The organism is Spirosoma utsteinense, from assembly GCF_014282275.1.
GTDB lineage: Bacteria > Bacteroidota > Bacteroidia > Cytophagales > Spirosomataceae > Spirosoma > Spirosoma utsteinense.
The window spans coordinates 75,048-88,906 of the sequence record NZ_VFIA01000004.1 but is presented as its reverse complement, the minus strand read 5'-3'; the positions used below and the strand labels follow the sequence as shown (position 1 = coordinate 88,906).

The 13,859-nt window shown below is 51.4% G+C and carries 20 protein-coding genes; 2 read left to right on the top strand and 18 right to left on the bottom strand.

The annotated features are described in order from the left end of the window. The 14 genes from rplN to FH603_RS04000 form a co-directional block, all read right to left on the bottom strand. A complete protein-coding gene (gene rplN, locus FH603_RS04065) occupies positions 1-369 on the bottom strand; it encodes a 50S ribosomal protein L14 (protein ID WP_080238296.1) in 369 nt (122 codons plus the stop codon). A gap of 3 nt (positions 370-372) precedes the next feature. Then, positions 373-600, bottom strand: coding sequence for a 30S ribosomal protein S17 (gene rpsQ / locus FH603_RS29210; RefSeq protein WP_394366369.1), 228 nt, complete (start codon positions 598-600; stop codon positions 373-375). Between the two features lie 188 nt (positions 601-788). Continuing rightward, positions 789-983, bottom strand: coding sequence for a 50S ribosomal protein L29 (rpmC, locus tag FH603_RS04055; RefSeq protein ID WP_080238292.1), 195 nt, complete (start codon positions 981-983; stop codon positions 789-791). A gap of 21 nt (positions 984-1,004) precedes the next feature. Further along, positions 1,005-1,436: a 50S ribosomal protein L16 gene (gene rplP / locus FH603_RS04050; protein ID WP_093827754.1), complete on the bottom strand. Its 432-nt coding sequence runs from the start codon at positions 1,434-1,436 to the stop codon at positions 1,005-1,007. 112 nt (positions 1,437-1,548) lie between these two features. Then, complete coding sequence (gene rpsC, locus FH603_RS04045; RefSeq protein ID WP_186736185.1) at positions 1,549-2,466, bottom strand: 30S ribosomal protein S3; 918 nt, start codon at positions 2,464-2,466, stop codon at positions 1,549-1,551. 6 nt (positions 2,467-2,472) lie between these two features. Continuing rightward, complete coding sequence (rplV, locus tag FH603_RS04040) at positions 2,473-2,862, bottom strand: 50S ribosomal protein L22 (protein WP_186736184.1); 390 nt, start codon at positions 2,860-2,862, stop codon at positions 2,473-2,475. A gap of 84 nt (positions 2,863-2,946) precedes the next feature. After that, entirely contained in the window at positions 2,947-3,225 is a 279-nt protein-coding gene (gene rpsS, locus FH603_RS04035) for a 30S ribosomal protein S19 (protein ID WP_018618700.1), read from the bottom strand. Between the two features lie 9 nt (positions 3,226-3,234). After that, positions 3,235-4,059: a 50S ribosomal protein L2 gene (gene rplB, locus FH603_RS04030; RefSeq protein WP_186736183.1), complete on the bottom strand. Its 825-nt coding sequence runs from the start codon at positions 4,057-4,059 to the stop codon at positions 3,235-3,237. Between the two features lie 30 nt (positions 4,060-4,089). Next, the gene (gene rplW / locus FH603_RS04025; RefSeq protein WP_080238282.1) at positions 4,090-4,377 is read right to left on the bottom strand and encodes a 50S ribosomal protein L23; all 288 of its coding nucleotides are present in this window, start codon (positions 4,375-4,377) and stop codon (positions 4,090-4,092) included. A 4-nt stretch (positions 4,378-4,381) separates the two neighbouring features. Next, positions 4,382-5,011, bottom strand: coding sequence for a 50S ribosomal protein L4 (gene rplD / locus FH603_RS04020; RefSeq protein WP_186736182.1), 630 nt, complete (start codon positions 5,009-5,011; stop codon positions 4,382-4,384). A 3-nt stretch (positions 5,012-5,014) separates the two neighbouring features. Beyond that, the gene (rplC, locus tag FH603_RS04015) at positions 5,015-5,635 is read right to left on the bottom strand and encodes a 50S ribosomal protein L3 (protein ID WP_186736181.1); all 621 of its coding nucleotides are present in this window, start codon (positions 5,633-5,635) and stop codon (positions 5,015-5,017) included. Between the two features lie 425 nt (positions 5,636-6,060). Continuing rightward, on the bottom strand, positions 6,061-7,461 hold the full coding sequence (gene lpdA, locus FH603_RS04010) for a dihydrolipoyl dehydrogenase (protein WP_186736180.1): 1,401 nt from the start codon (positions 7,459-7,461) through the stop codon (positions 6,061-6,063). A 119-nt stretch (positions 7,462-7,580) separates the two neighbouring features. Then, complete coding sequence (locus FH603_RS04005; RefSeq protein ID WP_186736179.1) at positions 7,581-8,033, bottom strand: type II toxin-antitoxin system VapC family toxin; 453 nt, start codon at positions 8,031-8,033, stop codon at positions 7,581-7,583. After that, a complete protein-coding gene (locus FH603_RS04000; protein WP_186736178.1) occupies positions 8,023-8,256 on the bottom strand; it encodes a hypothetical protein in 234 nt (77 codons plus the stop codon). Before FH603_RS04000 ends, FH603_RS04005 begins: the two co-directional genes overlap by 11 nt. A 153-nt stretch (positions 8,257-8,409) precedes the next feature. On the opposite strand from FH603_RS04000, the gene prfB reads away from it, so the two are divergent. Both prfB and FH603_RS03990 read left to right on the top strand, forming a co-directional pair. Beyond that, positions 8,410-9,487, top strand: a protein-coding gene (gene prfB / locus FH603_RS03995) for a peptide chain release factor 2 (protein WP_186736177.1) whose coding sequence is annotated in 2 segments (ribosomal slippage) — positions 8,410-8,469 and positions 8,471-9,487 — 1,077 coding nt in all. Because the reading frame shifts where the segments join, the coding sequence is not laid out codon by codon here. A gap of 169 nt (positions 9,488-9,656) precedes the next feature. After that, positions 9,657-10,289 carry an SGNH/GDSL hydrolase family protein gene (locus FH603_RS03990; protein ID WP_186736176.1) on the top strand — a complete coding sequence of 211 codons (633 nt, stop codon included), beginning with the start codon at positions 9,657-9,659 and terminating at the stop codon, positions 10,287-10,289. 2 nt (positions 10,290-10,291) lie between these two features. On the opposite strand, the gene FH603_RS03985 is transcribed toward FH603_RS03990, so the two are convergent. From FH603_RS03985 to FH603_RS03970, 4 genes are all read right to left on the bottom strand, one after another. After that, the gene (locus FH603_RS03985) at positions 10,292-10,987 is read right to left on the bottom strand and encodes a DUF2306 domain-containing protein (protein WP_186736175.1); all 696 of its coding nucleotides are present in this window, start codon (positions 10,985-10,987) and stop codon (positions 10,292-10,294) included. A 134-nt stretch (positions 10,988-11,121) separates the two neighbouring features. After that, on the bottom strand, positions 11,122-12,057 hold the full coding sequence (locus FH603_RS03980; protein ID WP_186736174.1) for a LytTR family DNA-binding domain-containing protein: 936 nt from the start codon (positions 12,055-12,057) through the stop codon (positions 11,122-11,124). Positions 12,058-12,126: 69 nt separating this feature from the next. After that, on the bottom strand, positions 12,127-12,747 hold the full coding sequence (locus FH603_RS03975) for a rhomboid family intramembrane serine protease (protein WP_186736173.1): 621 nt from the start codon (positions 12,745-12,747) through the stop codon (positions 12,127-12,129). Between the two features lie 91 nt (positions 12,748-12,838). Then, positions 12,839-13,810 carry a polyprenyl synthetase family protein gene (locus tag FH603_RS03970; RefSeq protein WP_186736172.1) on the bottom strand — a complete coding sequence of 324 codons (972 nt, stop codon included), beginning with the start codon at positions 13,808-13,810 and terminating at the stop codon, positions 12,839-12,841. Positions 13,811-13,859: the final 49 nt, after the last annotated feature.

Genomic DNA, 13,859 nt, shown 5'->3' with positions numbered 1-13,859 from the left:
TTATAATACCTCCGGGGCTAACGATACGATTTTCATAAACTGCTTCTCGCGCAATTCGCGGGCTACGGGTCCGAAAATACGGGTGCCACGCGGCTCGTCATTTGCGTTCAGCAATACGGCTGCGTTATCTTCGAACCGGATATAAGAACCGTCTTTACGACGAATTTCTTTCTTGGTCCGAACAACCACGGCTTTCGACACCGTACCTTTCTTCATGTTGCTGGACGACAGGGCTTGCTTCACCGTCACGACAATCTTGTCACCGACCGATGCATACCGCTTGCCCGTACCACCCAGGACGCGAATAACGAGCACTTCCTTCGCGCCACTGTTATCGGCAACTCCTAATCTTGATTCTTGCTGTAGCATGGCTTACTTGGCCTTTTCGATGATTTCGATTAATCTCCAACGTTTGTTCTTGCTCAACGGGCGGGTCTCCATAACACGAACGGTGTCACCGATATTGCACTCGTTTTTCTCGTCATGAACGGTCAATTTCTTGGTCTTGTTCATGAACTTGCCATACATTGGGTGCTTCACTTTGCGGTCAATAGCAATCGTGATGGTCTTCTGCATTTTATTGCTGGTAACCCGCCCAATCCGCTCTTTACGAGCGTTCCGATCCGACTCCGCTTTAGCACCCGTTGCCGGGGTTGCGGTCGCTTTCGGTTGTTCTGATGCTGCGGCAGCTGGCGTTTCATTTACCGGCTGCGTTGCTTCTACGTTCGCCGGAGTCGATACTTCCTCCTGCGGTGCTGGTGCTTGTTGCTCTTCCATTGTCGTGTCTACTAGGCTTGCGCCGATTTAGCCGTCAGTTCCGTGTGCAGGCGAGCAATCCGTTTACGGCTCTCGCGAATACGCATGGGGTTCTCAATGGGAGATACCGCATGAGCGAAACGTAGTTTCAACAGGCGATCCTGTTCTGCACCGATCTCGGTACGAATCTCATCGGCCGACAATCCTTTTAATTCTTCTTTTTTCATCTTGTTCGTCGCTTAGGGATTCTATTCCTCGACTTGCTCCTGATAATCGCGCCGAACCACAAACTTGGTCCGAACTGGCAACTTCTGAGCAGCTAGGCGCAGGGCTTCCATACCCGTTGCTAAATCAACACCCGTTGTTTCGAACATAATCGTACCGGGCTTCACTACGGCTACCCAATACTCGGGTGCACCTTTACCTTTACCCATCCGAACTTCAGCCGGCTTCTTGGTAATTGGCTTGTCGGGGAAAATACGAATCCAAACCTGGCCTTCGCGTTTCATTGCCCGCGTAACGGAGATACGAGCGGCTTCGATTTGACGGGCGGTAATCCGACCCGGCTCCAACGATTTGATACCGAACGTACCAAAGGCGATCTCATGGCCGCGGGATGCGATACCAGGAATCCTGCCTTTGTGCTGCTTGCGGAATTTGGTTCTTTTTGGCTGTAACATAGCTCAAATATCAGTTAGTCAGTTAGTCAGTTGGCCAGCTAGTCAGTTGGTCAGTTGTTCAGTATGATTACTGTACGCACTGACTGCCTGACTGATGACTGTCCGACAGTAATTATCGTCTTGGTCCTGCTCCGCCACCGCCACGGTTGCCACCTGGGGCACCACCACGATTGCCGCCTGGCGCACCGCCCCGGTTGCCGCCCTGACCGCCACCAGCACCCCGGTTGCCGCCCTGACCGCCACCAGCACCCCGGTTGCCGCCCCGATCATTGCCACCACGTCCACCCCGGTCGCCACCTTCACGGTCGCCACGAGGACCACGACGGTCACCACGATCATTTGGACCAGCACTACGTTCGCCCGCTTGAGCCTGCGTCATCATAGCAGCTGGCGACAGGTCGCGCTTGCCATAGACTTCGCCTTTGAAAATCCACACCTTGATGCCGATTTTACCGTAGACTGTTTGTGCTTCAGAAAGTGCATAATCGATATCGGCACGCAGTGTGTGGAGAGGCACCCGGCCTTCCTTATACTGCTCCGAGCGGGCAATTTCTGCGCCACCCAACCGACCTGATACTTTCACTTTGATACCTTGTGCGCCGACCCGGATAGCAGACTGGATAGCCTGCTTCATAGCCCGACGGAAAGAAATACGAGCCTGTAACTGTTGCGCAATTGCTTCGCCTACCAGTTTAGCATCGATTTCAGGACGCTTGATCTCGAAGATATTGATCTGGACATCTTTGCCCGTGATCTTCTTCAACTCTTCTTTGATCTTGTCGACCTCACCACCACCCTTACCGATCACAATACCCGGACGGGCCGTGTGAATAGTTAGTGTGACGCGCTTAAGTGTACGTTCGATTACGACCCGCGCAATAGCTCCTTTCGGAATACGGGCTGCAACGTATTTTCTGATTTTTTCGTCTTCAACGAGTTTGTCTGCAAACTCCTTGCCGCCGTACCAGCTCGATTCCCAGCCTCGCACAATGCCAAGTCGCAGGCCAATCGGATTTATTTTTTGTCCCATTTGCTATTACTCGTTTTCAGAGGGTTGGGTGGTTGCTTCGTCTAATACGGGCTGGGCCGCGCTGTCAACCACAATCGTGATGTGGTTAGAACGCTTCCGAATCCGGTGGCCACGGCCTTGTGGGGCCGGACGCAGACGCTTCAGCATAGGACCGCCATCTACGAAAATCGTTTTGATGTAGAGATCGGCGTCTTCAATACGCGCGTCCTCGTTTTTTTGCTGCCAGTTGGCAACTGCCGACAGCAGCACTTTCTGCAACGTGGCGGCACCGGCCTGTGGCTGGTATTTCAGGAGTCCCAACGCCCGGCTAACGCGCTGACCACGAATGAGGTCGGCGACTAACCGCATCTTACGGGGCGACGTGGGCACATCATTAAGTTTTGCTACTGCTTCCATGTTTTTCAGTTGTCAGTTACCAGCCATCAGCTATCAGTTATGCCTCGCATACTGCTGGCTAATAACTGCTTGCTGTTCACTGATTTATCGTTTGCCCTTGTCTTTCTTTGCGGTGTGACCCCGGAAGTTACGTGTCGGGGAGAATTCGCCGAGCTTGTGGCCCACCATGTTCTCGGTGACATAAACCGGGATGAACTTGTTGCCGTTATGCACGGCAAACGTGTGGCCTACGAAATCCGGCGAAATCATCGAGCGACGCGACCAGGTTTTGATGACCGATTTCTTGCCCGAATCGTTCTGCGTCTGAACCTTGTTGTCCAGGCGAAAATCAATATAGGGGCCTTTTTTGAGTGAACGTGCCATTTCTATCTGTTACTTTTTGCGTCGGCTAATAATCATGCTTTCAGATGCCTTGTTCTTCCTGCGGGTCTTTTGACCTTTAGCGAACTGGCCATTACGCGACCGGGGATGTCCACCGGAAGCCCGGCCTTCACCACCACCCATTGGGTGATCGACAGGGTTCATCACAACAGCCCGTACGCGGGGGCGGATGCCCAACCAACGATTACGACCGGCTTTACCCATCACTACGTTCATATGGTCGGCGTTCGATACCGAACCAACCGTAGCCATACCCGCGCTCAATACCCGACGGGTTTCACCCGACGGTAACCGCAGAATAGCGTACTTATCTTCACGACCAACAAGCTGTGCATAGGTACCAGCCGAACGGGCCATCGAACCGCCTTTACCCGGCGTTAGTTCGATATTGTGAACGATAGTACCAATTGGCATAGAATTCAGTGGCATAGCATTACCCACATCGGGGGTAGAGCCAGCACCTGACTGAATCGTCTGGCCAACTGTGATGCCTTGTGGGGCGATGATGTAGCGCTTTTCGCCGTCGCCATACTGCACTAAGGCAATGCGGGCGGTGCGGTTTGGATCGTACTCGACAGTCAGAACTTCGGCAGGCTGGCCGACTTTATCGCGCTTGAAGTCTATAATGCGGTAATGCCGCTTATGACCCCCACCAATGTAGCGCATAGTGCGGTGGCCTTCGTTGTTCCGACCACCGGATCTCTTAATGGGCTCCAGCAGGCTCTTTTCCGGCTTGGAGGCAGTTATCTCCGCAAAGTCAGGTGCTACGCGGAAGCGTGTACCTGGCGTTATCGGCCTCATTTTTTTAACTCCCATGACTGATAAATTGGTAGAGCAATGCTCGGTTTATAGGTCAGCGTAGATATCGATTACTTCGCCTTCCGCCACCGTCACAATTGCTTTCTTGGTGGTTGGGGTCTTGCCCGTGACAACACGTCCGTTGATGTTTTTGCTGCGCTTTTTACCCAGCTGCCGCATCGTGTGAACTGCTTCAACGTTAACGCCGTACATTTTCTCAACGGCTTTAACAATTTCAAGCTTGTTCGCTTTCAGTTCGACCTCAAAAGCATACTTGCCAAGCTTGTTCAGGCCCGTCATCTTCTCAGTGACGATTGGTCGTTTCAGTACGTTCATGAGTTTACTTGTCGAAAATCGTTTGAATGGTTGACAACGCTTCTTCACTGATCAGCAGCTGGTCGGCGTTCATCAGGTCGTAGGTGTTCACCTGCGATGCTGTCGTTACCTTCGCTTTCTGCACATTCCGGCTCGACAGGATCACGTTCAGGTTCACATCGGGCAGAATCAGCAGGGTCTTGCGGCCCGTCAGGTTCAGATCGTTCAGGAACTGGATATAATCTTTCGTACGGGGTGCCTCGAGTGTGATGTTGTCAATCACCGAAATCTTGCTGGCCTGCGCTTTAACGGCCAGAGCCGATTTACGAGCCAGTGATTTCACTTTCTTGTTCAGTTTGAAACTATAATCACGGGGACGTGGTCCGAAAATCCGGCCACCACCAATGAAAACAGGCGATTTAGCGCTACCGGCGCGGGCTCCGCCTGTACCTTTCTGCTTCTTCAGTTTGCGGGTCGAGTGGGCATTTTCAGCGCGCTCTTTCGCTTTGTGCGTTCCTTGCCGTTGGTTGGCTAAGTATTGTTTCACGTCGAGATAAATCGCGTGTTGATTCGGCTGGATACCGAATACGTCTTCCGGCAGCGTGACCTTTTTGCCTGTGTCCTCGCCCTTGCTGTTATATACGATTACTTCCATGGCCTACTTCTCGATAATAACGTATGAATTTTTGGCTCCTGGAACTGAACCACTAACAACGAGCAGATTCTGCTCAGGCATCACGCGCAGGATGCGCAGGTTTTGCACCTTCACCCGGTTGCCACCCATCCGGCCGGCCATGCGCAGCCCTTTGAATACCCGCGAGGGGAAGGAGCAGGCACCAATCGAACCTGGGGCACGACCCCGGTTGTGCTGACCGTGCGTTTGACCACCAACACCGGCGAATCCGTGACGCTTCACAACGCCCTGGAAACCGCGGCCCTTGGCTGTTCCGACTACGTCAACGAAATCTTGCTCGCTGAACACGTCGGCTACCGTGAGGGTCTCGCCAAGATTAAACTCTTTCTCGAATTCTTTGAACTCAACGAGTTTACGCTTTGGCGTGGTACCAGCCTTTTTGAAGTGGCCCATCTCCGGTTTGTTGCTGTGCTTTTCTTTCTTGTCGCCGAAACCCAGTTGCACAGCCGAGTAGCCGTCTTTCTCGACGCTACGGACTTGGGTTACGACACAGGGACCTGTTTGAATCACTGTACATGCCAGAGCCTGCCCGTCCGCATTGTACACGCTGGTCATCCCGATTTTCTTGCCAATTAAACCAGACATTTGTGTTTGTTTAAAGTAAGCAGGTAATTAAGGTATGCATTCCCGAAGCCGGTTACCTTCCGAATCGGGCCGCAAAGGTAGGCAGTTTGGCGGACGAATCCTATATCTGCTTAGCAATCAGGCCCTATAAACGACATAAAAAAAGGCCGGGCGCACAGCACCTGACCTTCAGCGACAGACAATACCCTATAAGGCAGGGTTTGTTTGCCAAAAAGTCAGATGTGGTTTCTACCAGATCATATAGATCGGCGGACCTTCACCCTCGTATGTCGTTGGATGTACTCCGAGTTTGGGACTGCAAAAGTAGAGAATAATTAGTAGAAATGGAAAAATTATTTTAAAGAAGTTCTGAGAAGCCTAAAAAGAAACTGCCAGCAATGATCATAATCATTGCTGGCAGGCAAATAAAAAGTTGCTAACAGGGCTTACAAGTGGATTGCTTCGCCGTAGGCAGCTTCAGTAGCGTCTTTGATCGCTTCCGACATGGTTGGGTGCGGGTGAACCGCTTTCAGGATTTCCTCGCCGGTTGTTTCCAGCGCACGGGCAGTGACCACTTCGGCAATCATCTCAGTTACGTTTGCCCCAATGAAGTGAGCGCCCAGGAACTCGCCATACTTCGCGTCGAAGATCACTTTGACGAATCCTTCCGGTACGCCACCAGCTTTGGCTTTGCCCGAAGCCGTAAACGGAAACTTACCAACTTTTAACTCATAACCCGCTTCACGAGCCGCTTTTTCAGTATAGCCAACCGACGCGATCTCGGGCGAGCAGTATGTACAACCGGGAATGTTGTTGTAATTCAACGGCTGCACATGAGGATGTCCGGCAATCTTTTCAACGCAGATGATGGCTTCGGCTGAGGCTACATGCGCCAGCGCCTGTCCTTTCGTTACGTCGCCAATAGCGTAGTAACCTTCGATATTGGTCCGGTAATAATCGTCCGTAACGATCTTGCCTTTGTCGACCGAAATACCTACCTCTTCTAAACCGATGTTTTCAATGTTAGCAACGATACCCGCTGCCGACAGGACGATCTCAGTGTCGAACACTTTTTCGCCATCAGGTGTCTTCACATATACTTTACAGCCGCTGCCGCTGGTATCTACCTTGGTAACTTCTGACTTGGTGTAGATATCGATGCCCAGTTTTTTGTACTGCTTGGCGAGTTCTTTTGAAATCTCCTCGTCTTCGACCGGCACGATGTTGGGCATAAATTCAATGATCGTCACCTTCGTGCCCATGCTGGCATAGACATAAGCAAACTCGACGCCAATAGCCCCCGAGCCAATAACCAGCATGGTTTCGGGCCGCTTTTCGAGCGTCATAGCTTTGCGGTACTCAATCACCTTCTCTCCATCGAGCGGAACGGTGGGCAATTGGCGAGCGCGGCTACCGGTGGCGATAATGATATTCTTCGCTTCGTATTCTGTGACTTTACCGTCGGCACCCGTGACGTCAATCTTTTTGCCGGGCTTTACCTTACCAACACCGGATAGGACGTCGATTTTGTTCTTCTTCATCAGGAACTGAACGCCCTTGCTCATGCTATCGGCAACGCCCCGGCTCCGCTTGATAACGGCACCAAAATCAGCTTTCGACTCCCCCGAGATAGTAATACCATAATCGGCCGAGTGCTTGATATATTCGAACACCTGCGCTGATTTGAGCAGGGCTTTGGTGGGGATACAACCCCAGTTGAGACAAATGCCGCCGAGACTTTCGCGCTCGACCACGGCCGTTTTCATACCTAATTGCGAAGCCCGGATTGCAGCTACGTAGCCGCCCGGTCCGCTACCCACAACGATTAAATCGTACGGTGAAGCCATTTCTTAGAATGTATATTGTAGAATGAAAAATGCGATCCGCTCGCTTCGGCGTGCCGGTTGCGGACAATGTCCTTGTTTAAGGAACACAAAGGTAGGGTGAAAAGTTGGTTCGCGCCGGGCTACGCTACATCTGTAATTTCCCGAATCAACTGGATACGTTCGCCCTCGCAGGCAGGAAGGAAGTCGGCATCGAAGCTGGCAATGGTATCGATACCATGGAGTTTGGCAGTGGCAATTATCAGGGCATCGTTGGGTAGTAGATTGTAGCGTTGCATTAGCTCCAGGCAGACAGGAACGATCCGATCATCGACGGGCAGAACAACGAACAAAGACAAGAAGACTGCTTGGTCGTTTGACCTGATTATTTCCCCTATTTTCCGGCTCTGTTGTAACGAACGCGGTGATTTCCCACCGTTATTACCCAACCAATGATACATGTACTCACTCAACACAATCGAGTTAATAAACAACATGCCTGGCATTGTGAGCAGCAAATGGTCCATCAATGCTGTCCTGTTATTTTTTGTGTACTCGACAAGTACCGAGCTATCCAGGAAAAGTTTACTGATCATATACATCGTATTCATCCACCTGGTAACCGGAATTTTTCATTGACCCCTTAAACCGCTGAGCAATTTCATAAGAAGACGGATTATTACCCGGTTCGATAATCTTTTCATGCAGGGGCCGGACAATCACCTCGACTTCGGCTTTATCGACGCCCTCGGGCAGGTCGATGACCAGCTGCTGAGCACCCCGCTCGATTGTCTTGAAGAAATGCTGTACCGCTTCCATAACTCAATCGTTTTCTAACAAATATACCCTTTCTGCCGAAACAACAGCCCCCGCCCCTTTTGTTCTATCTTTGCAGTTCATTCATCAAACGTCCGTCCCATTTTCGTTTCACGAGTGGGGTTCGTTATTTATTAACCCGTACACGACAAGTTCATGACAACTGACCAGTTGACCGACTTGAGGACCAGAGTAGAGGCCCTGAGGAGGTATCTTTGACTACGATACAAAGAAAGATCAATTAGCGGAACTCGAACAGCAAACGTTTCAACCCGAGTTCTGGACCGACGCAGCCCGCGCCGAAGGGGTGATGAAACAGGTCCGTGGCCTGAAAGGGTGGACAACGGGCTACGAAAAGCTCAATAGTCAGTTCGGCGACCTGGAAACGCTGTTTGAATTCTACGAAGCAGGTGAGGTTCCGGAAGAGGAAGTTGATGCCGAAGGCGAAACAGTTACGGCTACGCTCGAAGACCTCGAACTCAAGAAGATGCTTGGCAACGAAGAAGACCAGCTAAGTGCCGTACTTGAAATCAACGCGGGGGCGGGCGGTACCGAAAGCCAGGATTGGGCCGATATGCTGTACCGGATGTACATGCGCTGGGCCGAAAAACACGGTTATGGACTCAAACAGGTAGACTACCAGGACGGCGACACGGCCGGTATCAAATCGGCAACGATTGAAATCGATGGGCCACTGGCTTATGGCTTCCTGAAATCGGAAAATGGTGTTCACCGGCTGGTGCGGATCTCCCCTTTCGACTCCAACGCCCGCCGACATACGTCCTTTGCCTCCGTTTACGCCTATCCGCTTGTCGACGACACAATTGAGATTGAAGTCAACCCGGCCGATATCGAGTGGGACACCTTCCGCTCGGGTGGTGCCGGTGGCCAGAACGTAAACAAAGTGGAAACGGCCGTTCGACTCAAACACAAACCTTCGGGTTTGATTATCGAGTGTCAGCAGGAACGTAGCCAATTGCAAAACAAAGAGGTAGCTACCCGGCTGCTGAAATCGAAACTGTATGAAATTGAAGTACAGAAGCGTAATGCAGCCCGGGCCGAAGTGGAAGCCAGCAAGCAGAAAATTGAGTGGGGATCGCAGATTCGCTCCTATGTGCTCGACGATCGACGGGTGAAAGACCACCGGACTGGCTATCAGACGTCCAATACAGATGCTGTTTTAGACGGCGACATCGACCCTTTTATTAAGGCGTTCCTCCTGGAGCAGGAATAGCCAGATCAGGGTAACCCTGCCAGTGGCCCCAAAGGCCCTGGTAGTGGTTCCTGTGTCTTGCGCGTCAACCACTACCAGGGCCTTTGGGGCCACTGGCAGGGTTACTCCAGCCCACTGCTCCTGCTCGCTCCTATTTTTTGCTTGCGCCCAGCGCTCCGCCGATCCCATAATGGTAACGAACCCAAACGCATCCGGCAACGTGTATTCATTCCTGTCGATTGGTGATTCCTATACCATCGGTGAAAGCGTCGATGCATCAGCCAGATGGTCGGTTCAGCTTGCCGGGCTGTTGCGGAAGAATGGCGCTGACATAGCAGACCCCGATATTATTGCCAGCACTGGCTGGACGACCGCCGACCTACAGGAGGGTATTCAGCAGAGTGGCAATCAAAAAACGTATGATCTTGTCTCTCTCCTGATTGGTGTCAATAATCAGTACCGGGGCCAGAGCCAGGACCGCTACCGGACCGAATTTCAGAAATTGCTACAGACCGCTACCACCTTCGCCGGTGGAAAAGCGAGTCGGGTACTGGTGCTGTCGATACCGGACTGGGGCGTTTCTCCGTTTGCAAAGGATCATGATCAGTCAAAAATCACAACGGAGATCGATGCCTTCAACGCCATTGCCAAAGACGAATGCGGCAAGTCCGGCATCGTTTATGTTGACATCACTCCTTTTTCCCGTCAGGCAGCGGGTGATGCTTCGCAGTTTGCTTCCGATGGGCTCCATTACTCGGGCAAGCAGATGCTACAGTGGGCAGAAGCGGCTTTGCCCGTTACCGAAGACCTCTTGAAAAAGTAGTCCTACACCAGCGTTGGCTTTGCTATTTTCATTTTAATGACATAATACCGCACTGTACGACCAATCAGCATACCACCAACGACAGAAGGAGCGATCCAGCCCAGCGTCAATATCCATTCGGGTGCGTCGGCGGGCACCATTCTGCCCATGTTCGTAACCAGCGCTGCGGTGAACGTAGCAATATAGGCCCCTCCCATTCGAGTGATGTGCTGGAAAAACCAGTGTAACTTCTCCACCGGCTTCCCATACAGGGTAGCATCTTTCCAGGCGAACACACCTGTAAGTACACCAAAGAAGGTAAAGAGCACGGGGAAGAACGATACCCCGTTGAGAACGAGCAGATATATGCCGAACCCGATCATAGCCGCACTCACCACTAACGTAGCGTAGGCCAGCACGCGATCGGCCACCGTTGGGCCAGACGTCTTTTGCCGGGTTGCCCGCCAGCCCGTCATGGTCAGGTAAAAGCTAAACACGGCAATGCCGGTGAGAAACACCCGCATCATTTTAAACGGCTGTAGTACACACAGTAGGAGTGCCGTGATGGCAACAATGATCATACAGTACACAAAGACCATCCCCGCCCGTTTGTGCAGGCTATTTCCTTTTTGAGAAAACATGGGAATCAATCCCACCAGCAAAGCAAGGCAACCGGCGGCAACGTGTGTGATCAGGAGTGACGTGACGACTGTGTTCATGGCGGTGTTTTTAAGTGCGTTTCGATGAAACAAACGTAGAGCGTTTCATCGAAACAAAGCCACTTAAAGGGCCATACAGCAAGGTTTGGGACGTTTGGTAAATGAAAGAGCCTGTCGAAATAACTGCAAACGCTTCATAGCAGGGATTTCAGCTGACCAATCAACGTATCGTTGAACCGCCGGGCTACCGGTACCTGAAATTTCCCACCAGACAGATGTAGCTTGTATCCCTGTGCGTTGCCTGTAACCCGCTCGACCCGGTTCAGATTGACGATATATGACCGATGGCAACGTACCAGATGGGAGTGTAAGCCCTGCCTTCCGGCAATCTGCGTTTCGAGCCGGCTCAGACTCGTGCGCAGTAGTGGCTTCAGGGTCTGTTCTGTACCATTGACGTGACTCGCCAGGTAGACAACGGTGCAATAATTGTCGCTCGATTCGATGAACAGCAGCTTATCCACGCCAAGAGTCAAGGTATCTTTTTCGTTATCAGCTACCAAATTCAGGGTGGATTCCACAGCGTTGTGCGTCCGTACAGCAGATACCTGTTCACTAAGCCACGGCTCTCTCGGCGCTGAAGCATCAGAATGGTCGGGAATTTCGGCAGCCATGCGTGAATATTTTCGCAACTGAACAATGTAGTTGAGCAAAACAGCGCCAATCGTTGGAAAAATGCCAACGACAAATGTCATGCCCATGATTGACAGCCAGCCATAGCCCGATGATGGCGCATCGAAAAGCCACGCCAGATAGAATCGATTGCCTGCTGCAATGACGATCAGCAGCAAGAGAACTCTGACAATTTCCCGGCCAACTGTCCAGTGCTGGTCTGAAAAATAACGAGGAAAGAGAGCAGGCAGGAACAGGGAGTCGGCTATCATCACCAGCATAGTGACCAGACCGAATCCCATGATTTTCGACACTTTAGCCGACGTTTGCCAGTCATCCAGCCCAAACGGTTGGAAGATCAGCAAAAACAGGCCTACAAACAAACCAATAGTAACGGCTTTAATCAATAATCGTCGTATTGACTCTTCGGTAGGATACGGCTGGCTGAGTAACCTGAACATAAATGAACAACAGAGTGTGAATCCGTCGATTTTAACACAGCGGGGATTACGTACCGGCCTTGTTGGCTACTAAAATAGACGCCATCCGGCAATCTGATCAATGAAGTTTGGCAACACTGGTGGGTAAACGATGATCATGAACACAATGCCAAACAAGGCTCCGTAGAAGTGAGCATCGTGGTTTACGTTACCAATCCCCCGACGTGACTCATAATAAGAGTAGGCCAGATACAAGCCACCGAAGATAAATCCAGGTACACAGAGCGCGAAATACAGACAGACCTTGTTTAGGGGGCTGAACAGAATGGCCGCAAACAGGATCGATGATACCCCACCCGAGGCCCCAAGTGAATTGTAGCCAGGGTCGTTACGGTGTTTCAGAAAACTAGGAATATCGGAAATCAAGATACCTACCAGATAAAAACCAATCAGATAAAGGGGAGCCATAAGACCAAACAGCGCATCAAAAACCTGTTCGATAACACCACCAAAGAAATACAGGCTAAGCATATTGAAAAACAAGTGGCCCCAATCAGCATGCAGGAATCCCGATGTCAGAAGTCGGTAATACTGCCCCCGACTGGCAATCTTGTACGGATTCATGATCCAGCGGTCCATCAGCGATGGGTTATTCCAGGCTAGTAAACTAATACCGGCGGTTACAACTATAATGATCAGCGTGACGGTCATGGATTAATATAGACTATAAGATGTATAAAAGCTGTTGTACGATGCCGGATTGTCAACTGTCTGATCCTGTATCGTACATCATGCCTCATTTTTAACTCTCCCGCTCGGCTAGCTGCCTCACAAACTGAGTAAGGAGCGTTTTTCGGGCGGGATCGGCGTTGATTTGATCGAAGTTAGCGAAGCCTTTGTCGAAATACTCGCTGATTCGGCTTTCGGTAATCTGGCGAATCTGCAACGTTTCGTAAATAGCCGTGACAGCCTGCACTTTTTCGGCCCTGTCGGTTACGGGTTTGTTGAGCCAGCCCGTCAGTTCGTCCCGAACGGGGCCTTTTGCTTTTTCTAATGCTTCAATAAGCAAAAACGTCTTTTTGTTGGCCAGAATATCGCCCCCTACCTGTTTACCAAACTTTTCCGGGTCGCCATACACGTCCAGCAGGTCATCTTTCAACTGAAAGCCGATGCCAATGTTCACGCCCCCTTCATAAAGGTGCCGGGTTGTTTCGGCATCGGCTCCGGCGATCAGCCCGCCAAGCTCAAGGGCGTAACCCAGCAGAACTGACGTTTTGAGCCGGATCATCTCAATGTATTCGCTTTCTGTTACGTCCCAGCGCTTCTCAAAATTCATGTCCAGTTGCTGACCCTCACAGACCTCGGCTGCTGTCCGGTTGAAGCGTGTCATTACCGCCTTTAGCTTGTCGACCTCGACGTGTAGGAGTAACTCATAGGCGTTAACCAGCATCACATCGCCTGAGAGAATGGCAATGTTATGGTTCCATTTTTCATGCACGGTCAGCTGCCCCCGGCGCAGGGGGGCCTGATCCATGATATCGTCGTGCATGAGGGTGAAATTGTGAAAGACCTCCACGCCCAGCGCTGGCTGGATGGCCTTTTGCCAATCGTCGGAGAAAAGATAAGCGGCCATCAGCGTCATAAGCGGACGTATCCGTTTTCCGCCAAGGCTCATGATATATCGGATCGGGTCGTAGAGTTCGGGGGGGTGTTGCCCGTATTGTGTAAGCTGAAGTTGGTTCTGTATAGCGTCGATGAAAGTAGCTGGACTCATTCGGTTGGCAGGCGGCATTTCGCAGGGTTTTTGCCCAAAAATAAGGGAA

Coding starts and splice junctions, on each gene's coding strand:
- rplB (WP_186736183.1), bottom strand. CDS start 4,059: ATGGGAGTTAAAAAAATGAGGCCGATAACGCCAGGTACACGCTTCCGC.
- FH603_RS03990 (WP_186736176.1), top strand. CDS start 9,657: ATGGTAACGAACCCAAACGCATCCGGCAACGTGTATTCATTCCTGTCG.
- FH603_RS04000 (WP_186736178.1), bottom strand. CDS start 8,256: ATGGAAGCGGTACAGCATTTCTTCAAGACAATCGAGCGGGGTGCTCAG.
- FH603_RS03970 (WP_186736172.1), bottom strand. CDS start 13,810: ATGAGTCCAGCTACTTTCATCGACGCTATACAGAACCAACTTCAGCTT.
- rplP (WP_093827754.1), bottom strand. CDS start 1,436: ATGTTACAGCCAAAAAGAACCAAATTCCGCAAGCAGCACAAAGGCAGG.
- rplV (WP_186736184.1), bottom strand. CDS start 2,862: ATGGAAGCAGTAGCAAAACTTAATGATGTGCCCACGTCGCCCCGTAAG.
- rpsS (WP_018618700.1), bottom strand. CDS start 3,225: ATGGCACGTTCACTCAAAAAAGGCCCCTATATTGATTTTCGCCTGGAC.
- FH603_RS03985 (WP_186736175.1), bottom strand. CDS start 10,987: ATGAACACAGTCGTCACGTCACTCCTGATCACACACGTTGCCGCCGGT.
- rpsC (WP_186736185.1), bottom strand. CDS start 2,466: ATGGGACAAAAAATAAATCCGATTGGCCTGCGACTTGGCATTGTGCGA.
- rplD (WP_186736182.1), bottom strand. CDS start 5,011: ATGGAAGTAATCGTATATAACAGCAAGGGCGAGGACACAGGCAAAAAG.
- rpmC (WP_080238292.1), bottom strand. CDS start 983: ATGAAAAAAGAAGAATTAAAAGGATTGTCGGCCGATGAGATTCGTACC.
- FH603_RS03975 (WP_186736173.1), bottom strand. CDS start 12,747: ATGACCGTCACGCTGATCATTATAGTTGTAACCGCCGGTATTAGTTTA.
- FH603_RS04005 (WP_186736179.1), bottom strand. CDS start 8,033: ATGATCAGTAAACTTTTCCTGGATAGCTCGGTACTTGTCGAGTACACA.
- rplW (WP_080238282.1), bottom strand. CDS start 4,377: ATGAACGTACTGAAACGACCAATCGTCACTGAGAAGATGACGGGCCTG.
- lpdA (WP_186736180.1), bottom strand. CDS start 7,461: ATGGCTTCACCGTACGATTTAATCGTTGTGGGTAGCGGACCGGGCGGC.
- FH603_RS03980 (WP_186736174.1), bottom strand. CDS start 12,057: ATGTTCAGGTTACTCAGCCAGCCGTATCCTACCGAAGAGTCAATACGA.
- rplN (WP_080238296.1), bottom strand. CDS start 369: ATGCTACAGCAAGAATCAAGATTAGGAGTTGCCGATAACAGTGGCGCG.
- rplC (WP_186736181.1), bottom strand. CDS start 5,635: ATGTCTGGTTTAATTGGCAAGAAAATCGGGATGACCAGCGTGTACAAT.